Consider the following 18,673-nt stretch of genomic DNA (forward strand, 5'->3'; position numbering starts at 1 on the left):
TGGGTTTTGCTTTTTTGGGGCTGGGTTTTCCAGCCGATGCCGCTCGGCCGCCGCTACTTGCGGATGCCCAGTCGTTCGATGAGCACGCGGTAGCGTTCCAGGTTCTGGTGCTTGACGTAGTCCAGGAGACGGCGCCGTTGACTCACCAGCTTCAGCAAACCGCGGCGGCTGTGGTGGTCTTTGGCGTGGACTTTGAAATGCTCGGTGAGCTCACGGATTCTGCGGGTCAGAAGTGCCACTTGCACTTCGGGCGAGCCGGTATCGCCATCGTGGTTGCGAAAATCGCTGATGACGCTCGCCTTGGTCGCTTCTGCTTCGGACAACTCTTCTTCCTCCTACTTTTACCTACAATTTTCCTTGCGCGGGATGGTACCACAGCCGAGTGCCTCGGGATAGACCCAACTCCTTCTATCGAAAGACGATCCGTGGCCTGACGACGCCGACGCCGCGATCCCCGATGGTCTCGACCACCGAGCCCACCGCGATGAGCTGGTGACGCTGGTTGACGAGCTTGATCCAGTCGCCCTCCTGACACTCGGCGCCGCGAATCAGCACCGTCTGGCCGTGGATGATTCGGTGCTCTTGCTGGGTGTCGGCGTTGATCTGGCGGAAGGGGAGCGGGATGGCGTCGAACGGAATCCACGCCGAACCGAGAGCGTGCGCTTCCGCGGAGTCCGCTTCGGCCAGGTCCTCGAGACTGCAGGCGTCTTCGACGCTGAAGGGGCCGACTCTGAGGCGCCTCAGCGTCTCCAGATGCCCGCCACAGCCCAGAGTCTCACCCAGGTCGTTGGCGATACTCCGGACGTAGGTGCCCGTCGAGCAGCTCAAGGTGAACTCGATGCGACCGTCACGAAGTGGACCATCGGCGGCAAAGTCGAAGATCGTGATCTTCTTGAGCGCGGTGGGAACTTCCTCTCCACGGCGCGCCAGTTCGTAGTACTTGACACCGTTCAGCTTCTTGGCGCTGTAAGCCGGTGCGGCCTGATCCGTGCTCCCGACCATATCGGCTATGGCGGACCGGACCGCTTCCTCGGAGAGATCCGCTATTGGCCTTTCGGACCTGATCTCTCCGGACGCGTCATAGGTGTCCGTACTGATCCCGAACCGGATGGAGCCGGAGTAGGTCTTGGGCGCGTTGATCAGAAACCGGGTCAGGCGCGTCGCCTTGCCGAGAGTCAGGACCAGGAGCCCCGTGGCGGCGGGGTCCAGAGTTCCGCAATGGCCGATCTTGCGCTGCCGAAGTGCCCGCCGAGCCTTCTGGACCACGTCGTGCGAGGTCCAGTCCGGCTCTTTGTCAATCAGCAGAAGGCCGCTGTGAGTCATGTTTCTCCAAAGCCTGGATCAGCTCGTCGATCACCGTCTGGCGCGCCGCGGCAGCCGAGGCGTCGAGCCGAAAACCGGCCGCGTTGCGATGCCCGCCGCCACCATTGCGGCGGGCTATCTCTTCCACGTTGACTCGATCTTTGCTGCGTAAGGAGACCTTCACCCGGTTACCGTCGATCTCGCGGATCAGACCCACGGCCTCGACGCTAGCAATGGACCGCGGGAAGTCGACCATGCCCTCGGTGTCCTCGCGGGCGGCTCCCGACCGCTCGAACATCTCCCGGGTGAGAAGGGCGGTTGCCACTCTCCCGTGCTCGTGGACTTCGAGCGAGCCGAGCATCTCCTGGAGCAGCCGCAACGAGGCTTCGCTCCTGCTTTCGTAGAGCCATTGCGAGATCTGCTGGGGTTGGGCGCCCCTGCGAACCAGCTCGGCGGCGGCCGTGAAGGCGCGATCCGAGCTGTTCGAGAACCGAAAACCACCGGTGTCGCTCACCAGGGCGACCAGGAGACAGGTCGCGGTCTTCGGATCGAGCGGGATCTTGAGCTTCTCGGCCAGCGTCAGGATCATCTCGCCGAGCGCCGGAGCCGAGGAGTCGGCCCAGTTGGCCAGGCCATAGCTCTCATTGCCCAGGTGGTGGTCGATGTTGAGGACATCTATTTCGCCGAGCGCTTTGTCGAGGCCGGACCTGGAAAGGGACGGGCACTCGAGGGCGATTGCGGCGTCGAAGTTGCCCGGGAAGCCCGACGGCGGATCGGATCCGGTATGCACGCGGTCGCTGCCGGCCAGCTGAGCGAACATGCTCGGTACCGGATCGTGGAGCCAGACCTGCGCCACCTTGCCGAAGCGGCGGAGGAGTCGCGCCAGTCCCAAGGACGAGCCGACGGCGTCGCCATCCGGATTCAGGTGGCTGGTGATGATGAAGCGCTCTCCTTCACAGAGCGGGCGCAGGAGGGGGTCAGGCGGATCGATTCTCGTCATGTAGCGACTCCAGTAGGTCCTCGATGCTTCGACTGTGCTCGGCTCCGCGATCGAGCTCGAACACCAGGTCGGGAATGATCTTCATGGTCCGCAGGCGCCTTGCCAGGGTGGTGCGCAGGAAACCCCTGGCGTGCTGCAGACCCTCGAGGCCGGCGCGTCGAGCCTCCTCGTCTCCCAGAATCGACATGCGCACTACCGCCCGTCGGAGATCTGGGGTTACGCGCACGTCGGCCACGGTGGCGAGACGAACTCGGGGATCCTGGAGCTTGCTGACGATGACTTCAGCGAGCTCGCGGCGGATGAGATCGCCGACCCTCTTGGTCCGCTGACTCATTCGAAGTCCTCGATCAGGTCCGAGTGCCAGTCGGTCAGGAACGCCTCGCTCCGGCCCTCGACCATTCGATGGATGTTCTCGAGAACCGCGACCGCATGCCGCCGGTCCGAGTTGACCAGGGCAAACCCCAATTGGGCCCGCTGATGCAGGTTCTGGTGCTTGACCTCGGCCGAGGAGACCCCGTACCTGTGAGCCACGCGGTCGAGCAGACTCTTCACCACGCGGCGCTTGTCCTTGAGGCTTCTGGCCTGAGGTATGTGCAGATCTGCGACAGCAACTCCGACGATCATCAAGATACTCCTGGCGGGGACCGCTTTCCGGGACCACGGCCCCGGCCGGACCGCGTCCCGGGTGGCCCCTAGAGCGTGGGTGCGACCTCTTCCTTGGCGTACGCCTCGATCAGGTCACCGGGCTTGACGTCCTGATACTTCTCGAGTCGAATGCCGCAGTCAAAGCCGGTTCGGACCTCGGCGACATCATCCTTGAAGCGCCGCAGGGAACCGAGCGCGCCGTCGTGAATCACGACGTTGTCGCGTAGCAGCCGAGCCTGAGCATTCCTCGGGATCGTGCCTTCGATGACGTGGCACCCTGCGATGACACCCTGCTTCGGAATCGAGAAGATCTCGCGCACTTCGGCGCGGCCCCGAATGACTTCCTTGAAAGTGGGCTCGAGAAGGCCGGTCATGGCCTTGCGGATCTCGTCCGTGAGCTCGTAGATAACCGTGTGCAGGCGAATGTCGACCTGTTCCTTGTCCGCGAGATCCGCGGCATTCTGCTCGGGCCGGACGTTGAAACCAACCACGATCGCATCCGAAGCGGCTGCCAGCAAGATGTCGTTGTTGGAAATGGCGCCGACTCCGGCACGGATGATCTCGATCCGGACCTGCTCTGTGGCCTGCTTGCGCAGGGTGTCGGCGATGACTTCGACGGATCCCTGGACGTCGGCCTTCAGCACCACCGCGAGCTCTTTCGCCTCACCCTGCTGAATGCGATCGAAGAGCTGTTCGAGCGAGGCCTTGCCGGATACCGGGGCCAGCTCCTTGCGGCGAACCTCTTCCTGGCGGAACTCGGCGACCGAACGGGCCTTGCTTTCGTCTTCGACGACCTGGAAAGGGTCTCCGGCTTCGGGCACGCTGTCGAAACCCATCACCTCGATCGGCGTCGCCGGTTCGACCTCGTCCAATCTTTCGCCGAGATCGCTGAGCATGGAGCGGACCTTCCCGAAGGTGGCACCGGCGACGAAGACGTCGCCTCGCCTCAAGGTCCCATTCTGTACCAACACCGTGGCCAGGATTCCGCGGCCGGCCTCCTTTTTGGCTTCCAGGACCACTCCCTGGGCCGGCAGTCCGGGGTCGGCCTTGAGCTCGAGGATGTCCGCCGTCAGCAGCAGCATCTCGAGAAGCTCGCTGATGCCTTCCTGCTTGAGCGCCGAGATCGGCAGGGCGATCGTGTCGCCGCCCCACTCTTCGACCGCGACGCCGTGATCGGCGAGCTCTTTCTTGACCCGCTCGACGTTGGCGTTCGATTTGTCGATTTTGTTGATCGCTACGAGGATCGGAACGTTGGCAGCCTTGGCGTGATCGATCGCCTCGATCGTCTGCGGCATGACGCTGTCGTCCGCCGCCACCACCAGAACGACAATGTCGGTGGCCTTGGCGCCCCGGGACCGCATCAGCGTAAAGGCCTCGTGTCCCGGCGTATCCAGGAAGACGACTTTCCGCCCGCCGACGTCAACCTGGTAGGCGCCGATGTGCTGGGTGATCCCGCCGAACTCGCTCTCGGTGACCCTGGAAGAACGAATCGAGTCGAGCAGCGTGGTCTTACCGTGGTCGACGTGACCCATGATGGTCACGACGGGAGCCCGCGGCTCGGTGCCGCCGACCGACTTCTGCTGTAGCTGGATCTCTTCCTCGAATGAGACCGCCATTGCCTCGACCCCGAGCTGCTCGGCGATCTCGACGGCCAGGTCGGGCTCGACGATGTGGTTGATGGTCGCCATCATCCCCCGTTCGAGGAAGTACTTGATCAGGTCCTTGGACTTGACATCGAGTTTCTCCGCGAATTCTCGAACGGTCATCGCCTCCGAGATCGTGATCGGTCCGGTCGGCGCGCCGTGCTTGAACTCGAGAGTCTGGTCGCTGGCGGTTTGCTGACGGCGCGCGCTCCGTCGCTGCCTGCGCGCCGAGGTGTCGACTTCCGTGGCCCTGCCGGCCTCGGGCGTCGGTGGAGGCGTAGGCTGAGCGCTCGGCGCCTGGGTAGCGGGCGTGGCGCTGGCCTGGACTTCAGGTGCCGCCGCGACCTCCTCGGCCGGCGCCGGAGTCGCGGGGACCGCTGGCTGCGGTTTTTGAGTCGTCGGAATCGTGCGAATGCGGGGCTGCACCCTCTGAATCATGCGGCGGCCGCGCGGTTTCAGTCCAGTCGGCATCCGCCTCTGGGGCGGCTTCTTGCGCGCCACCGGTACCGTGGCCTTGGCCTCGGCGTCACGCAGAATCACTTCGCGCGGCTGGCGCAGACTCTTGCCCTGAAGAACCGCAGCGATGATCTCGGAATCCACCTCGGGATTCTTGTCGTCGAGCTGAACGCCGATGGATTTGAGCTTGAAGATGAGGTCCTGGTCCTCGACGCCCATCTTTTTGGCGAGATCCTGGACCGAAATCTTTCCCATATCGGAGACTCCTAGAGCAGTGCTTGCGACCGCCTATACGTTTTCTTTGCTTCCCTCATCGGACTCCGAGCTCGCGTTCTCGTCGACTCCCGACGGTTCGGCAATCTCCTCGTCGCTCTCGCCGGGAGAACCGGACGTCGCCTCGGTCTCCTGAAGAGCGCGGCTCAGCGCGGCCATGAAGTCATCGTCCTGGGCAGGAGCACCCGTCTCCGCGGTCTCGACTCCGGCCGTTGCGGCGCCTTCCGCCTCGACGGCTACGGCCCCAGCGGCCGGGAAGCTGTCCGCCCAGTCCTTGATAGCGCTCGCGGTCTTGAGCCCGACACCTTCGACCTGGGCCAGGTCCTCGGGCTCCGCCGCCTGCAGTCGCTCGAGCTCGCCATAGCCGGCGGCTTCGAGGTTCTCGGCGGTAACGGCTCCGACCCCCGGTGCGCTCGCCAGGTCGAAGACTCGCTCCGGGGTCGAATCGACTTCCTCGGCCATCGCGGTCTCGAGCATCTTCGCGAGGGCATCGGCGACCTCGCCCTTGACGTCGGTCTCGCTCTTGATGTCGATCTTGGCGTTCAGGAGCTCGGCCGCGAGTCGGACATTCTGGCCGCGTTTGCCAATCGCCAAGGAGAGCTGCTCGTCTTCGACGATTACGTCCAAGTGGGGCGTCTCTCCCGGATGGGTAACCGAGACACGAGTGATCCGGGCCGGCGCTAGGGCACTCTGAGCGAAGGTGACGAGATCCTCGCTGTATTCGATGATGTCGATCTTCTCGCCGCGGAGCTCGCGGATGATGGCCTGAACGCGAGAGCCCTTCATGCCGACGCAAGCGCCCACAGGATCGACGTCACGCGCGCGGCTGAACACCGCGACCTTGGCTCGCTCTCCAGGTGCTCGGACAGCCGACTTGATGCGCACCGTGCCGTCGTAGATCTCCGGAACTTCCATCTCGAAGAGCTTGACTAGCAGTCGGGGGTCGGTCCGCGAAAGAACCACCTGAGGCCCCTTGGGCTGTTGATGAACCTCGACGATGACGGCTCGAATCCGCTCGCCCTGGCTGTAGCGCTCGTGGCGGGCCTGTTCGCCCCGCGGCACGACGGCCTCGGTGCGACCGAGATCGACGATGATGTCGCCGCGCTCGAAGCGCTTGACGGTGCCGTTGACGACTTCGCCGACGCGCTCGATGAATTCGTTGTAGATCTTCTCCCGCTCGGCTTCGCGAACTCGCTGATACAAAACCTGCTTGGCGGACTGCGCGGCGATTCGTCCCAGGCCCTCGGTCGAGATCGGGATGTGGATCTCGTCGCCGACCTCGGCGTCGGCCTTTTCCTCCCGCGCTTCCTCGACGGTCCACTCGGCCTGGGGGTCTTCGACCTCGTCGACGACTTGCTTGACAATGAACGCCTCGAACTTGCCCGTGCTCTTGTCCAGCTGGGAACGCACGGGCGCCTTGATCCGATGCTGCTTCTTGGCGGCGGACGCCATCGCGTCCTCCAACGCCGCAATCCAGCGGTCGACGTCGATCTCTTTCTCGCGTGAAACCTGATCGAGGATCTCGCCGAGGTTGATTTCCTGTGCTTTTGCTTGGGCCATGACGTGTCTTCCTAGAATTTGGGCTCGAGCCGGGTCTTCAGGACCTGATCGAGCTTGATCTTGTGGACGCCCTCGGGCAACTCGAGCGCGATCTGCGGACCGCCGTCCGCATTCGGTTCGTAGTCGATCAGGCGTCCACTGTCGGTTCGTTTCTGATCTTGATCAAGCCAAGAAACCCGCACCGGCTCGCCGAGGAACCTCTGATAGTCGCTCTCGGAGTAGAACTCCCGATCGAGACCCGGCGAGGTCACCTCGAGGGTGTAGTGGCCGCTGCCGAAGTCGACGACGTCCAGGAAAGCCGAAGCCTCCCTCGAGACGTCGGAGCACTCCTTGAGCGTCACACCACCTTCCCGGTCGAGGATCAACTTGAGTACGCCGCCTCTGAAGTCGGCATGGAGAAGCTCGCAGTTGCATCGAACGGCGATTCCCTCGAGCTCTTCCTGTACTTCCGTGTTGATTGACATGGCGAGTTTCACCCTACTCGGTCTGGAGGTCCGGGACAAAAAAAAGCGGGCGCGCGGCCCACTTCCCCAACACCGGACGACTCGACCAACCGTTAGTATATGGAATTGGGAGTGGGTTTTTCAACCAGTCGGACCGGATGCGGATCCCACGACAAGGTGCTGCGCCGGACCCCGGGTACTGCCAAATTGGCGTAGACAAGGGGATCGCGTCCTACCAAGCAACCGCCGCCCCCTGGCAAGAGGCTTGCTACGATGGGGGTCCGATGGGGAGACGGACCGGACGAACAACCGACGACAGCATTTACAGGGTAGAGGTATTCGAATGAAAAACCGCGCACAACGTGGAGTCTTGACCGCGATCTTGATCTTCGGAGCGGTCATCTTCGGGATGGTCCTGGCAGGTGGCCTCAACCTGACCTCGCGGAGCGTCGGATCGCCGACACCGGTGGCCGGGCCGGACTCGAGCGACGAACCGGTTCTGGCCGTGACCAACGGGTTTCCCGACTTCGCCGAGCTGGCCGAGCGGGTTTCCCCATCGGTGGCTTCGATCGAGGCCCATTCGTTCGAGAGTAGTTCGAGGCAGCGCAGACGGGTAGATCCTTTCGAGTTCTTCTTCGGTCCACCGCGGCGCCGAGATCAGGAGCCGGAAGGCGACGAGCGCGAGTTTCGCCAGGATTCCGGAGGTTCCGGCTTCGTGATTAGCGCAGATGGGCTGGTGATCACGAACAACCATGTAGTCGACGGTGCCGACGAGCTCAAGGTCCACCTTGGCGATCGCACTTTCAAGGCCGTGGTCAAGGGGCGCGATCCCGAGACCGACTTGGCGCTTCTGCAAGTGGAGACCGATGAGAAGCTCGACTATCTGCCGCTGGGAGACAGCGAGCAGCTACGAGTCGGAGAGTGGGTCATGGCTGTCGGCTCGCCGCTGGGGCTCGCCGACACGGTGACCGTAGGTGTGGTCAGTGCCAAGGGGCGCCGCATCAACATCAGTCGAGAGACGGGCTCGTTCGAGAACTTCATCCAGACTGACGCCGCCATCAACTTCGGCAACTCCGGAGGCCCCTTGATCAACCTCCGCGGCCAGGTCGTCGGCATCAACACGGCGATCAACTACGGTTCGGAGAACATCGGTTTCGCGGTACCTGTAAACACCTTGCAGCAGGTTTTGCCGGCGCTGCGCGAAGGGGGGCGCGTACGGCGCGGCTATCTAGGGGTCGGCGTGAACGACCTGGATCGGGATGCCGCCGAGGCCTTCGGCCTTTCGTCCACGAACGGGGCCATGGTGACCCAGGTCATGCCCGGCCAGCCCGCCGACAAAGCCGGGATCAATCACGGCGACATCGTTCTGGCCGCCGACGGCAGGCCGATCAAGAACACGCGCGAGCTGATCGACTACGTGTCCTCAACGGCGCCCGGCACGGGAGTGAAGCTCGACATTCTGCGCAACGGCAAGCGGCTGACCAAGACGGTCGAGCTGACGGAGAGGCCCTCTGAAGGGCAGGAGGCCGCCGAAGAAAGCGGCGAGGGCGAGAGCGGGATCGGTTGGTTGGGAATTCGGTACCAGGACCTGACGCCGGGTCTGCGGGAATCTCACGGTCTTCCCGAGGGCCTGGGAGGCGTCTGGATCACCTCGGTCTCGCCACGAAGTCCGCTCTACGACGAGGGCGTAACGCAGACGCAGAACGTGATCACGGTGATCACCGAAGTAAACGGCGAGAAGGTGGACTCCGTGTCCGCCTTCGAAGGCAAGGTCAGAGAGGCCGGTCTCGGCTCTCGCCTGCGGATCTACCTGCGTCGCTTCGTCAACGGCCAGGAACAGCAGCCGCTGTTCGCGTTCCCCCGAGTTCCGGAGGAGTAGCAACCGGGGGGTTGGATGGTTTGCGAGCTCCTCATGAGCTCCTTTGGTTGGGTCGGCTCCGTTGTGGGGCCGGCCCTTTTTCTTGCGCGATAGACTGCCCGCCATGGCCGACAACGAAGGCAGCTTCCGGGGGCGGATTCTCGTCGTCGACGACGAAGCCTCGATTCGAGAGAGCCTGCGAATGATTCTCGAGTACGAGGGGTATCAGGTTGAAGAAGCCAAGAACGGTGAGGAGGCGATCGAGGCGGTTCGGCGCCACGTTCCCGAGGCAATTCTGCTGGATATCAAGATGCCCGGGCTGGATGGGCTTTCCGTGCTGCGTCGGCTTCAGGAGAGAGGCTACGACCTGCCGGTTCTGATCGTCACCGGGCACGGCGACGTATCGACTGCCGTCGAGGCCACCAAGGCGGGCGCGTTTGACTTCTTCGAGAAGCCGCTTCAGCGCGAGCGCGTCCTCGTCAGCCTGCGCAACGCCGTTGACGTCGCGCGTCTTCAACGAGAGAGCGAGGCGGGCCGGCCGGACCGCGACGAGATGGTGGGGTCGTCTTCGGTAATGACGGAGCTGCGAGGGACCATCGAGAAGGCCGCCCCGACGCCGGCCACGGTCTTGATCACCGGCGAGAGCGGCACCGGTAAGGAGCTCGTGGCGCGCGCGATCCATTCTCTGAGCAGTCGTCGCGACAAGATTCTCGTGCAGGTGAACTGTGCCGCGATTCCGGAGGAGCTGATCGAGTCGGAGCTCTTCGGTCACGAGAAGGGCTCTTTCACCGGAGCGTCGAAGAAGCAGGTCGGCAAGTTCGTCGCGGCGGACGGTGGCACGATCTTCTTGGACGAGGTCGGCGACATGTCCGCCCGCACTCAGGCGAAGGTGCTGCGGGTTCTGGAGGACGGCGATGTCGAGCCGGTCGGGTCCCAGAAGGTCAGCAAGGTCGATGTGAGGGTGGTTGCGGCCACCAATCGGGACCTGAAGGAGGAGATCGGGGGGGGGCGTTTTCGTGAGGATCTCTATTACCGGCTGAACGTCGTTCCGATCCGGACGCCGCCCCTGCGCGAACGGCTCGCCGACGTCGACGATCTGATCGAGTACTTCGTGCGACGCTTTTCGCAGGCCAGCAACTATCCGCCCAAGACCTTCTCGGCCGATGCCATCGAGCATCTCAGATCGCTGCCCTGGCAGGGCAACGTCCGGGAGCTGAAGAACGCTGTCGAGAGGCTTCTGATCCTGAGCGCCGGAGACCCGGTTTCGAAGTCCGATGTGATCGGTCTCCTGGGCGGTCCGGCTCCGGGGCTCTCGGGTACGCTTGCCGAGGCCGATACCTTGCGCGAGTTCAGGGAAGTCTCCGAGAAGATGTTCCTGCTCAGGAAGCTCGAGGAGAACGGCTGGAACGTGACCAAGACGGCCAAGACGATCGACACCCCACGCAGCAACCTGTACAAGAAGATGGAACAGTATGGAATCCATCGGGACCAGAGAGGCGGAGATGGCGAATGACGGCGCCGACCTGCTGTCCGAGCTGAGATCGAGCGGGGCGCTGCATCAGGGCCATTTCCGGCTCTCGTCGGGGCTGCACTCGAACCTCTATGTTCAGTGCGCGAAGCTGCTCGAGGATCCGGCCCGCTCCAAGAGAGTCGGCTCCGCACTTGCCGCCGAGCTTGCCGCCTACGAGCCTGATTCCGTGCTCTCGCCGGCCCTCGGGGGCCTGATCATAGGCTACGAGACCGCGGCCTCGCTGCGGGTGCCGTTCCGATTCTGCGAGCGAAAGGGCGGTGCGATGTGCCTGCGACGCGGCTTCCGGCTCGGCCCGGGTGAGCGCGTGGCGGTGGTCGAGGACGTGGTGACGACCGGTGGCTCCGCGCTCGAGGCTGGGCGCCTAGCACAGGCCGCTGGGGCAAACGTAGTGGCCTATGGCGCCATCATCGATCGGTCGGCGGGCTCGGCCGGTTTCCGCGAGCCCTTTGTCTCTCTTCTGGAGCTCGAAGTCCTGGCTTTCGTAGCTTCGGAGTGCGAGCTTTGTGTTGCCGGGCAGCCCCTAACCGCACCCGGTAGTCGGGCCTAGACTAGACCCTGCGCACGAGCCGGTCGATGGCGGCTCGCAGGGCTGGAATCCGTCCCAGCTTGTCAGCCGCCTTCTGGTCGACGGCCAGAGTCGAAACCAGCTCGCTGACGTCCTGAACCGAGATGCGCCAGCGTCGTTTCTTGATCTCGTAGGCGCCCTCGGCTTCCTCCAAGCTCCAACCGGAGGGGAGGTAACTTTCGAGTTCGATGCGACTGTACGAGAGACTGCCGCCGCGATCAGATGGGCTCACGATGCTGAATTCTAGGAAAAAACAGCGAGAGGCACCAGCGCCCCGTCCCTCTTGCTTCAAAGCCGGAAGGCCGGTTCGATTTCTTGACCGCTCTTCGGAGCGGTTGCTACGATGGCCAAAGGGCGCCCCGCCCCTTTTTCGGTATTTGTGCGGCCCCCAGCGACTGTCGAGGAGACAATGAAGATCAAGCTGAGCGAAGAGCAAGAACTGCTGAGAGAGACTGTGCGGCAGTTTGCGGCCGAGGTGGTCGGACCTCGTGCAAAAGAGGTGGACGAATCGGGCGAGTTTCCCTCGGACTTCGTTGGTAGGGCGGCAGACCTCGGGTTGACCGGGGTGGCAATCCCCGAACGGTACGGTGGCTCCGGGATGGACAGCGTGTCGTACTGCTTGGTGATCGAGGAGATCAGCCGCTACTGCGCGACAAGTGGCGTTATCCTCTCGGTGAACAACTCCCTGGTCTGCGATCCCTTGCTCGAGTTCGGTTCCGAAGAGCAAAAGCAGAGGTATCTGACACCGCTCGCCTCGGGAGAGAAGCTGGGGTGTTTTGCGCTCACCGAGCCCGGAGCCGGCAGTGATGCGGTCAGCCTGCGCACCACGGCCCGACGGGACGGCGATGACTACCTCCTCAACGGCAACAAGGTCTTCATCACCAACGGCACCGACGCCGACCTGGCGCTGGTCTTCGCGACGGTGGATCGGGAGCTCAAGCACCGCGGCATCACGGCCTTCATCGTGCCCACCGACACGCCGGGCTTCAGCCGGGGCGGCAAGGAGTACAAGCTGGGCGTCAACGGCTCGGGGACCACCGAGCTGGCTTTCGAGGACATGAGAGTTCCGGCCGCTCTGCGAATCGGCGAGGAAGGCGAAGGCTTCAAGATCGCGATGCGCACCCTCGACGGCGGGCGCATCGGAATTGCTGCGCAGGCCATCGGGATCGCGCGGGGAGCGTTCGAAGAGGCCCTCGCCTACGCCCAGGAGCGAGAACAGTTCGGCCGGCCGCTGGCGAAGTTCCAGGCAATTCAGTTCTATCTTGCGGATATGTCCACCGGTCTGGATGCGGCCCGCTTTCTGACCTGGAAGGCCGCTTGGACCAAGGACAATCGTCCCCGGTGCACTCTCGAGGCGGCTCAGGCCAAGCTTTTCGCTTCCGAGGTCGCGCAGAGAATCACGGACACGGCGCTCCAGATTCATGGCGGCTACGGGTATACCCGCGAGTACAACGTCGAGCGCTACTTCCGAGACGCCAGGATCACAGAGATCTACGAGGGCACGAGCGAGATCCAGAAGATGGTCATCGCCGATGCCGTTCTTGCGGACTGAGGGCGGTAGGGGTTGACCGTCCTGACCGAGGAGAGCGCCGGAGTCGACTTCTCCTTGGCCGAGGAACAGGAGCTCCTGCGGGCGGAGGTACGGCGCTTCGCCGAGGAACGAATCCGACCCGGAGTCGCTGATCGGTACCTGAAGAGGGAGTTCCCCCACGAGATCACCGCCGAGATGGGCACGATGGGACTGCTCGGCATGATGGTGCCCGAGGAATTTGGCGGCGCGGGATTCTCACCGTTGAGTTACGTGATGGCGGTAGAGGAGTTGGCGGTCGTCTGTCCGTCGATCGCCGGCACGATGAGCGTCACCAATTCTGTGTGCTGCTGGCCGATCTCTCACTTCGGCGCCGAGCCCCTCAAGAAAAGGGTGCTTCCGCCGCTGGCTTCGGGCCAAGTCATCGGAGGCTTCGGCCTGACCGAGGCCGGCACCGGGTCCGACGCCGGCTCACTCCAGACACGGGCAAGGCGTGACGGCGACTTCTGGGTCCTCAACGGTGAAAAGGCCTGGATCACGAACGCCGGTGTTGCGGGTGTCTACGTCGTGATGGCCAAGACCGAGCCGGGCGCTGGAAAGAGAGGCATCAGCGCGTTTGTGGTGCCCGCCGATGCGCCGGGGCTCGAGATCGGCGAGCCCGAAAGCAAGATGGGCCTTCATGCCTCGAGAACGGCACCTCTGATCTTCGAGGATTGTCGGATCGCGGCCGATTCTCTGCTGGGCGAGCTCGGACAGGGATTCAAGATCGCACTAGCCACCCTGGACCATTCTCGCCTCGGCATTGCCGCGCAGAGCGTCGGCATCCATCGCCGGGCACTCGAGCTGGCCATCGACTACGCTCGAGAGCGCATTCAGTTCGGAGTACCGATCGCCAAGCACCAAGCGATCCAGTTCAAGATCGCCGAGATGGCCACCGCGTTGGCCGCTTCCACGGCTCTTACCTATGGCGCCGCCCTGGCCGAAGGCAAGAAGGACGGCGGCCGCTTGGCCTCGGAGGCCAAGCTCTTCGCCTCCGAGGCGGCGAACCGAGCGTGCTACGAGAGTCTCCAGATCCACGGTGGTAACGGCTTCGCGGACGAATATGAGATCTCGCGCCTCTACCGAGACGTTCGTGTAACCACGATCTACGAAGGCTCCAGCGAGATGCAGCGGCTGGTGATCTCGCGCAAGCTTCTCAGCTAGCGGCTGGCTTATACTCGGAGCTACAGCCGAGCCCGGCACCGGTCACGCTCGGTACCGGCGAAAGGAATATCTATGACTGTAAAGGACCCGCCGATCAGAGTCGAGACCAAGAACGTCTTTGCCGAGGACGCCCTGGAGACCATGGCCGAGGCCCGAATCCGTTGGGAGCGATCCCAGGCCGAGATGGCGGACAAGCGCCCCCATTGGAAGAGTGACTTCACCACCGTGTCGAGCATGGAGGTGGCGCACCTAGTCACGGCGGACCAGATTGGGGACATCGATCCAATCTCGGACATCGGCGTGCCCGGCGAGTTCCCCTACACCCGGGGCATCCACCCGACAGGATACCGCGGCAAGCTGTGGACGATGAGGCAGTTCGCCGGCTTCGGCTCCGCCGAGGACACCAATGCTCGCTTCAAGTACCTGCTGGATCACGGCCAGACCGGACTCTCGGTGGCCTTTCATCTGCCGACGCTCTACGGCTACGACTCCGACCACACCCTGGCTCGGGGCGAGGTCGGGAAATGCGGTGTGGCGATAGATACCCTGGCCGACATGGAGACTCTCTTCGACGGGATTCCGCTGGATCGGGTTTCGACCTCGATGACGATCAACTCGACGGCGCCGATCCTGTTCGCGATGTACCTGGCAGTGGCGGAGAAGCAGGGCGTGGATATCGCCAAGAACGTCAGCGGAACGCTTCAGAACGACATCCTCAAGGAGTACATCGCGCAGAAGGAGTACATTTATCCTCCGCGTGAGTCGATGCGTCTGATCACGGACCAGTTCGCTTTCGCCGGCGAGCACGTTCCGCGTTGGAACACGATCTCGATCTCGGGATACCACATCCGCGAGGCCGGATCGACGGCGCTGCAGGAGCTGGCTTTCACTCTTCGCGACGGCATGGAGTACGTCGAGTACGGCATTCGCGCCGGTCTGGACGTGGACGACTTCGCTCCACGCCTGTCGTTCTTTTTCAACAGCCACAACGACTTCTTCGAGGAGGTGGCGAAGTACCGGGCGGCTCGGCGCATTTGGGCGACGGTCATGCGGGACCGGTACGGCGCGCGCGACCCCCGCTCGTGGATGCTTCGATTTCACACTCAGACCGCAGGCTGCTCTCTGACCGCTCAACAGCCCTACAACAACGTCGTCCGAACTACGATCCAGGCTCTCGCGGCGGTCATGGGAGGCACGCAATCACTGCACACCAACGCGCTCGACGAAACGCTGGCACTGCCGACGGAAGAAAACGCCAGAATCGCTCTTCGGACGCAGCAGATCATCGCGCACGAGTCGGGAGTCATCAATACGATCGATCCTCTCGGCGGGTCCTACTTCGTCGAGGATCTGACCCGACGGATGGTCGACGGCGCCTTCGACTACATTCGGCGCATCGACGAGTTCGGCGGTATGGTCGAGGCGATCGAGTCCGGTTTTCCGCAGCGCGAGATTATGGACGCCGCGTATCAGCATCAGCGCGCCTTCGAGGATCGGGAGAAGCTGATCGTTGGCGTGAACGCTCACACCCTCGAGGACGAGGAGCCGATCGAGACCCTCTATATCTCCGATGACCTCGCCGACCAGCAGGTCGCGGGCATGAATGCGGTCAAGAGCTCGCGCGATAGGGGCGCCGTTGAGCGCACCCTGGGTGCTCTGAAGCTTGGGGCGGCCGGAGAGGCCAACACGATGCCTCTGATTCTCGACTGTGTGAAGGCGTACTGCACGGTCGGAGAAGTGAGTGATGCTCTTCGAGAGGTGTTTGACACCTACGAGGAACCCGCTGTCTTCTAGAGCAAGTGCTCGTGTTTGCCGTCTCGGAGGTGTCTCCCGGCGCCGAGGCGCCTGGGGCGCGCCGGCTGCCGCCCAACGGTCCGTGGCTTTGGTAAGATTTGGCGACATGAGTGAATCTCGACCACGTATCCTGATCGCAAAGCCCGGCCTGGATGGCCATGACCGGGGGGCGAAGGTCATCGCCCGAGCGCTGCGCGACGCCGGCTTCGAGGTGATCTATTCGGGACTGCGACAGACCCCGGAGCAGATCGTGGCGGCGGCGATTCAGGAGGACGTCAACGCCGTCGGCCTTTCCATCCTCTCCGGCGCCCACAATGTTTTGCTGCCCGAGATCACCGGACTTCTCGCGGAGAAAGAGGCTTCGGAAATCCTCGTCTTCGCCGGCGGCATCATTCCGGAGAAAGACATAGAGCCTCTCAAGAGCTCCGGCATCGACGAGATCTTCCTTCCCGGGACCGTCACCGGCGATGTCGTTGCCTACTTGAGTGACCGCTTGTCGACGGCCGTGGGGGCCGCCGGGAGCGAAGACTGAACAAAGCTGCCCTTGGACTGCTGGAGGAACGATGAGCAAGAGAATTCTGCTGGCGGATGACAGCGTCACGATTCGGAAAGTGGTCGAGCTCACTTTCATGGACGAGAGCTTCGACCTCATTTCGGTCGGCAGCGGCTCGGAAGCCCTGGATCGTCTTAACTCGGATATCGATCTCGTGATCGCGGACGTGCACATGCCGGGAGCGGATGGGTACGAAGTCTGCGAAGAGGTCAAGAAGAGATCTTCGGCGACTCCTGTGCTGCTTCTGGTGGGAACCTTCGAGAGCTACGATGAGAGCAGGGCCGCGGAGGCCGGAGCGGATGAGCACCTCAAGAAGCCCTTCGATTCTCAGGATCTTCTGGGCCGAGTTCACAGCCTCCTGGCCAAGGCTGAGGGCGAGGGCGAGGGCGAGGAGCCTGAGCCGATCGCCGCGGAGGCTGAGGAATCCCACGACCGCGAATCCTGGCAAGCTGTTTCGGCCACCGCGGCCGAAGTCGAAATCGAGGACGCGGCGGTGGCGGAGCCGGAGAGCTTCGATTCTGTCGACGACGAGGAGATGCTAGGGGCCGCCGGCGCCACCGACGGCGGTGCGGCGGGCGTACAGATGTCCGACGAGTTGGTCGATCGGATTGCTCGCCGGGTCGTCGAGTTGCTCTCGGAGGAAGCCATTCGCGAGGTGGCTTGGGAGGTGATCCCCGATCTGGCGGAGGTCGTGATCAAGGAGAGGTTGAACCAGCTCGAAAGCCAGGTCGAGTGAACGAGTGGAAGAACGCTCACCCGAGGCGGCGCAGCCTCGAGCGTTAGGGCCGACATTTTCCACCTTCTGCCGCCGGCTGGCCGGCCTGAGCGCAGACGACGCGCGAAGCTGGATTGCCAGCGCACTGGTCGACTCAACGAGCTCCCAGGCTCGCCGCTTCCTGGAGAGGTGTCGAAGCGGAGACCTCTCGGTGCTGCCTTGCTGTTTTCTCGCGTGGGAGCAGTGTGCGGGTCGGGGGAGAGGAGACCGCGAATGGCGGAGCGCCGCAGGTCTCGGTCTCTACATGACCCTCGTCTGTCCCGACCTTGCGCACGACTCGATTCAGCAGCTGCCTCTGATCAGCGCCGTTGAAGTAGCTCGAGCGGTGAGCGGTCTGTTGAGCGCGAAGGTAGGTGTCAAGTGGCCCAACGACGTTCTGGCGGGAGGCCGAAAGCTAGCGGGCATACTGGTCGAAGCTTCGAGCCGCGGCTCCGACACGACTGCCCTGGTGGGAATCGGTATCAACGTTCATCACACCGAAGAGACCCTGCCCCTGCCGACGGCGACGTCGCTGGCCTTGGAAGGTGCCGCCGACCCGGATGTGGCCGGGTTGGCCGTGCACGTCGCCCGGGGTCTGAGCGGTACTCTGGAGTCGAAGCCATCGATGGCCGAGGTGGTCGAGCAGTACCGGACCTGGAGCGAGCATGCGCCGGGTGACCGCCTGCGATGCCGCATGGGAGAAGATGCGGTCGAGGGCGTATTCGCGGGCTTCGCCGAGGACGGCTCTCTCAGATTAGAGGTGCAAGGCCGGATCCTGACACTACGCTCCAGCGAGATCGTCGAAACGTGAGCGCTGCGACGAGCTCGGCCTCGGAGTTGAATCACGCCTACTTCAAGGCACTGGAAGAGGCTTTCATCCGGCTTCGAGGAGCGCCGCTGCTCCTCTCGCCGGCGGACTGGCAAGTGGCCAAGGCGTGGCGAGAGGAGGGAATTCCGATCGAGCTCGTGGTGCGGGTGATGGAACGGATCTTCGAACGTCAGGGAGATTCCGAGAAGAGAGCCGGAATCAGGAGCCTGCGCTATTTTCGCAAAGCCGTTCAAGGGGCTTGGCGGCAGATTCGGGAGCTCGGGGCAGGAGAGCCGGAGGAGCTGGGTGCCGAGCCGATCGACATACCCGCCCGACTCCAGAGGCTAGCGGCGGCGCTGCCGTCGCCGAAGGACCTGCTAAAGGAGACGGCAGACCCGACCGATTCACTGCGTCTGGCTCTCGTCAAGGCCACCGAGGGGGTCGCCGAGAGGGTCACGAGTCTGGCGGGAGAACCCAGGCGCGTGGAAGAAGAGCTCCAGAGGCTCGACCGTGAAGTCATGGCGCGGCTTCGCGAAGGCCTTGATGCCGAGACGCTGGCGAGATTAGAGGCGTCGGTGGAGGAGAGGCTGGCGGTTCTCGCCGGTAGATTGGGCGACGACAGTCGCGACCAGACTCTCGAGCTGCTCTTGCGGCGCAGGCTGCGCGAAGAGCTGAACCTGCCGGTCCTGTCTCTGTTCTCGCCCGAGTCCCGAGCGTCTTCGAAAAAGGCCTGAGCGCCAGAAGAGCCCGTGTCGGC

The 18,673-nt window shown here is 63.5% G+C and carries 19 protein-coding genes; 10 read left to right on the forward strand and 9 right to left on the reverse strand.

All coding sequences use genetic code 11. The features are described from left to right. Positions 1-53: 53 nt before the first annotated feature. From rpsO to GY769_17885, 8 genes are all read right to left on the reverse strand, one after another. Complete coding sequence (gene rpsO / locus GY769_17850) at positions 54-323, reverse strand: 30S ribosomal protein S15 (protein ID MCP4203786.1); 270 nt, start codon at positions 321-323, stop codon at positions 54-56. 85 nt (positions 324-408) lie between these two features. Next, complete coding sequence (gene truB / locus GY769_17855) at positions 409-1,323, reverse strand: tRNA pseudouridine(55) synthase TruB (protein MCP4203787.1); 915 nt, start codon at positions 1,321-1,323, stop codon at positions 409-411. Beyond that, complete coding sequence (locus tag GY769_17860) at positions 1,295-2,302, reverse strand: bifunctional oligoribonuclease/PAP phosphatase NrnA (GenBank protein MCP4203788.1); 1,008 nt, start codon at positions 2,300-2,302, stop codon at positions 1,295-1,297. The genes truB and GY769_17860 overlap by 29 nt, the downstream gene beginning before the upstream one ends. Further along, positions 2,280-2,636, reverse strand: a complete 357-nt coding sequence (gene rbfA / locus GY769_17865; GenBank protein ID MCP4203789.1) for a 30S ribosome-binding factor RbfA — start codon at positions 2,634-2,636, stop codon at positions 2,280-2,282. The genes GY769_17860 and rbfA overlap by 23 nt, the downstream gene beginning before the upstream one ends. Further along, the gene (locus tag GY769_17870; protein ID MCP4203790.1) at positions 2,633-2,926 is read right to left on the reverse strand and encodes a DUF503 domain-containing protein; all 294 of its coding nucleotides are present in this window, start codon (positions 2,924-2,926) and stop codon (positions 2,633-2,635) included. Before GY769_17870 ends, rbfA begins: the two co-directional genes overlap by 4 nt. 68 nt (positions 2,927-2,994) lie before the next feature. After that, on the reverse strand, positions 2,995-5,301 hold the full coding sequence (gene infB, locus GY769_17875) for a translation initiation factor IF-2 (protein ID MCP4203791.1): 2,307 nt from the start codon (positions 5,299-5,301) through the stop codon (positions 2,995-2,997). A gap of 33 nt (positions 5,302-5,334) precedes the next feature. Then, positions 5,335-6,879 carry a transcription termination factor NusA gene (gene nusA, locus GY769_17880; GenBank protein ID MCP4203792.1) on the reverse strand — a complete coding sequence of 515 codons (1,545 nt, stop codon included), beginning with the start codon at positions 6,877-6,879 and terminating at the stop codon, positions 5,335-5,337. A gap of 11 nt (positions 6,880-6,890) precedes the next feature. Then, on the reverse strand, positions 6,891-7,343 hold the full coding sequence (locus GY769_17885; GenBank protein MCP4203793.1) for a ribosome maturation factor: 453 nt from the start codon (positions 7,341-7,343) through the stop codon (positions 6,891-6,893). Positions 7,344-7,665: 322 nt separating this feature from the next. Between GY769_17885 and GY769_17890 the strand changes: the two genes are divergently transcribed. The 3 genes from GY769_17890 to GY769_17900 all read left to right on the forward strand — a co-directional run bounded on the left by GY769_17890 (position 7,666) and on the right by GY769_17900 (position 11,258). After that, the gene (locus GY769_17890; protein ID MCP4203794.1) at positions 7,666-9,201 is read left to right on the forward strand and encodes a Do family serine endopeptidase; all 1,536 of its coding nucleotides are present in this window, start codon (positions 7,666-7,668) and stop codon (positions 9,199-9,201) included. A 103-nt stretch (positions 9,202-9,304) separates the two neighbouring features. Continuing rightward, the gene (locus tag GY769_17895) at positions 9,305-10,693 is read left to right on the forward strand and encodes a sigma-54-dependent Fis family transcriptional regulator (protein ID MCP4203795.1); all 1,389 of its coding nucleotides are present in this window, start codon (positions 9,305-9,307) and stop codon (positions 10,691-10,693) included. Next, complete coding sequence (locus GY769_17900) at positions 10,683-11,258, forward strand: orotate phosphoribosyltransferase (protein MCP4203796.1); 576 nt, start codon at positions 10,683-10,685, stop codon at positions 11,256-11,258. The genes GY769_17895 and GY769_17900 overlap by 11 nt, the downstream gene beginning before the upstream one ends. Position 11,259: 1 nt before the next feature. On the opposite strand, the gene GY769_17905 is transcribed toward GY769_17900, so the two are convergent. Beyond that, entirely contained in the window at positions 11,260-11,508 is a 249-nt protein-coding gene (locus tag GY769_17905) for a hypothetical protein (protein MCP4203797.1), read from the reverse strand. 177 nt (positions 11,509-11,685) lie between these two features. Between GY769_17905 and GY769_17910 the strand changes: the two genes are divergently transcribed. The 7 genes from GY769_17910 (at position 11,686) to GY769_17940 (ending at position 18,650) form a co-directional block, all read left to right on the forward strand. Next, positions 11,686-12,828, forward strand: a complete 1,143-nt coding sequence (locus GY769_17910) for an acyl-CoA dehydrogenase (GenBank protein ID MCP4203798.1) — start codon at positions 11,686-11,688, stop codon at positions 12,826-12,828. A 54-nt stretch (positions 12,829-12,882) separates the two neighbouring features. After that, the gene (locus GY769_17915; protein MCP4203799.1) at positions 12,883-14,007 is read left to right on the forward strand and encodes an acyl-CoA dehydrogenase; all 1,125 of its coding nucleotides are present in this window, start codon (positions 12,883-12,885) and stop codon (positions 14,005-14,007) included. Positions 14,008-14,148: 141 nt separating this feature from the next. Next, positions 14,149-15,801, forward strand: coding sequence for a methylmalonyl-CoA mutase family protein (locus GY769_17920; GenBank protein MCP4203800.1), 1,653 nt, complete (start codon positions 14,149-14,151; stop codon positions 15,799-15,801). Between the two features lie 106 nt (positions 15,802-15,907). Next, positions 15,908-16,333, forward strand: a complete 426-nt coding sequence (locus GY769_17925) for a cobalamin B12-binding domain-containing protein (protein ID MCP4203801.1) — start codon at positions 15,908-15,910, stop codon at positions 16,331-16,333. A gap of 31 nt (positions 16,334-16,364) precedes the next feature. Further along, positions 16,365-17,090 carry a response regulator transcription factor gene (locus GY769_17930; GenBank protein MCP4203802.1) on the forward strand — a complete coding sequence of 242 codons (726 nt, stop codon included), beginning with the start codon at positions 16,365-16,367 and terminating at the stop codon, positions 17,088-17,090. 4 nt (positions 17,091-17,094) lie between these two features. Further along, entirely contained in the window at positions 17,095-17,919 is an 825-nt protein-coding gene (locus tag GY769_17935; protein ID MCP4203803.1) for a biotin--[acetyl-CoA-carboxylase] ligase, read from the forward strand. After that, positions 17,916-18,650 (forward strand): hypothetical protein, encoded by a 735-nt coding sequence (locus GY769_17940; protein MCP4203804.1) that lies wholly within the window; start codon positions 17,916-17,918, stop codon positions 18,648-18,650. The genes GY769_17935 and GY769_17940 overlap by 4 nt, the downstream gene beginning before the upstream one ends. Positions 18,651-18,673 lie beyond the last annotated feature (23 nt).

This window comes from bacterium (assembly GCA_024224155.1).
In the GTDB taxonomy this organism is placed as follows: domain Bacteria; phylum Acidobacteriota; class Thermoanaerobaculia; order Multivoradales; family JAHEKO01; genus CALZIK01.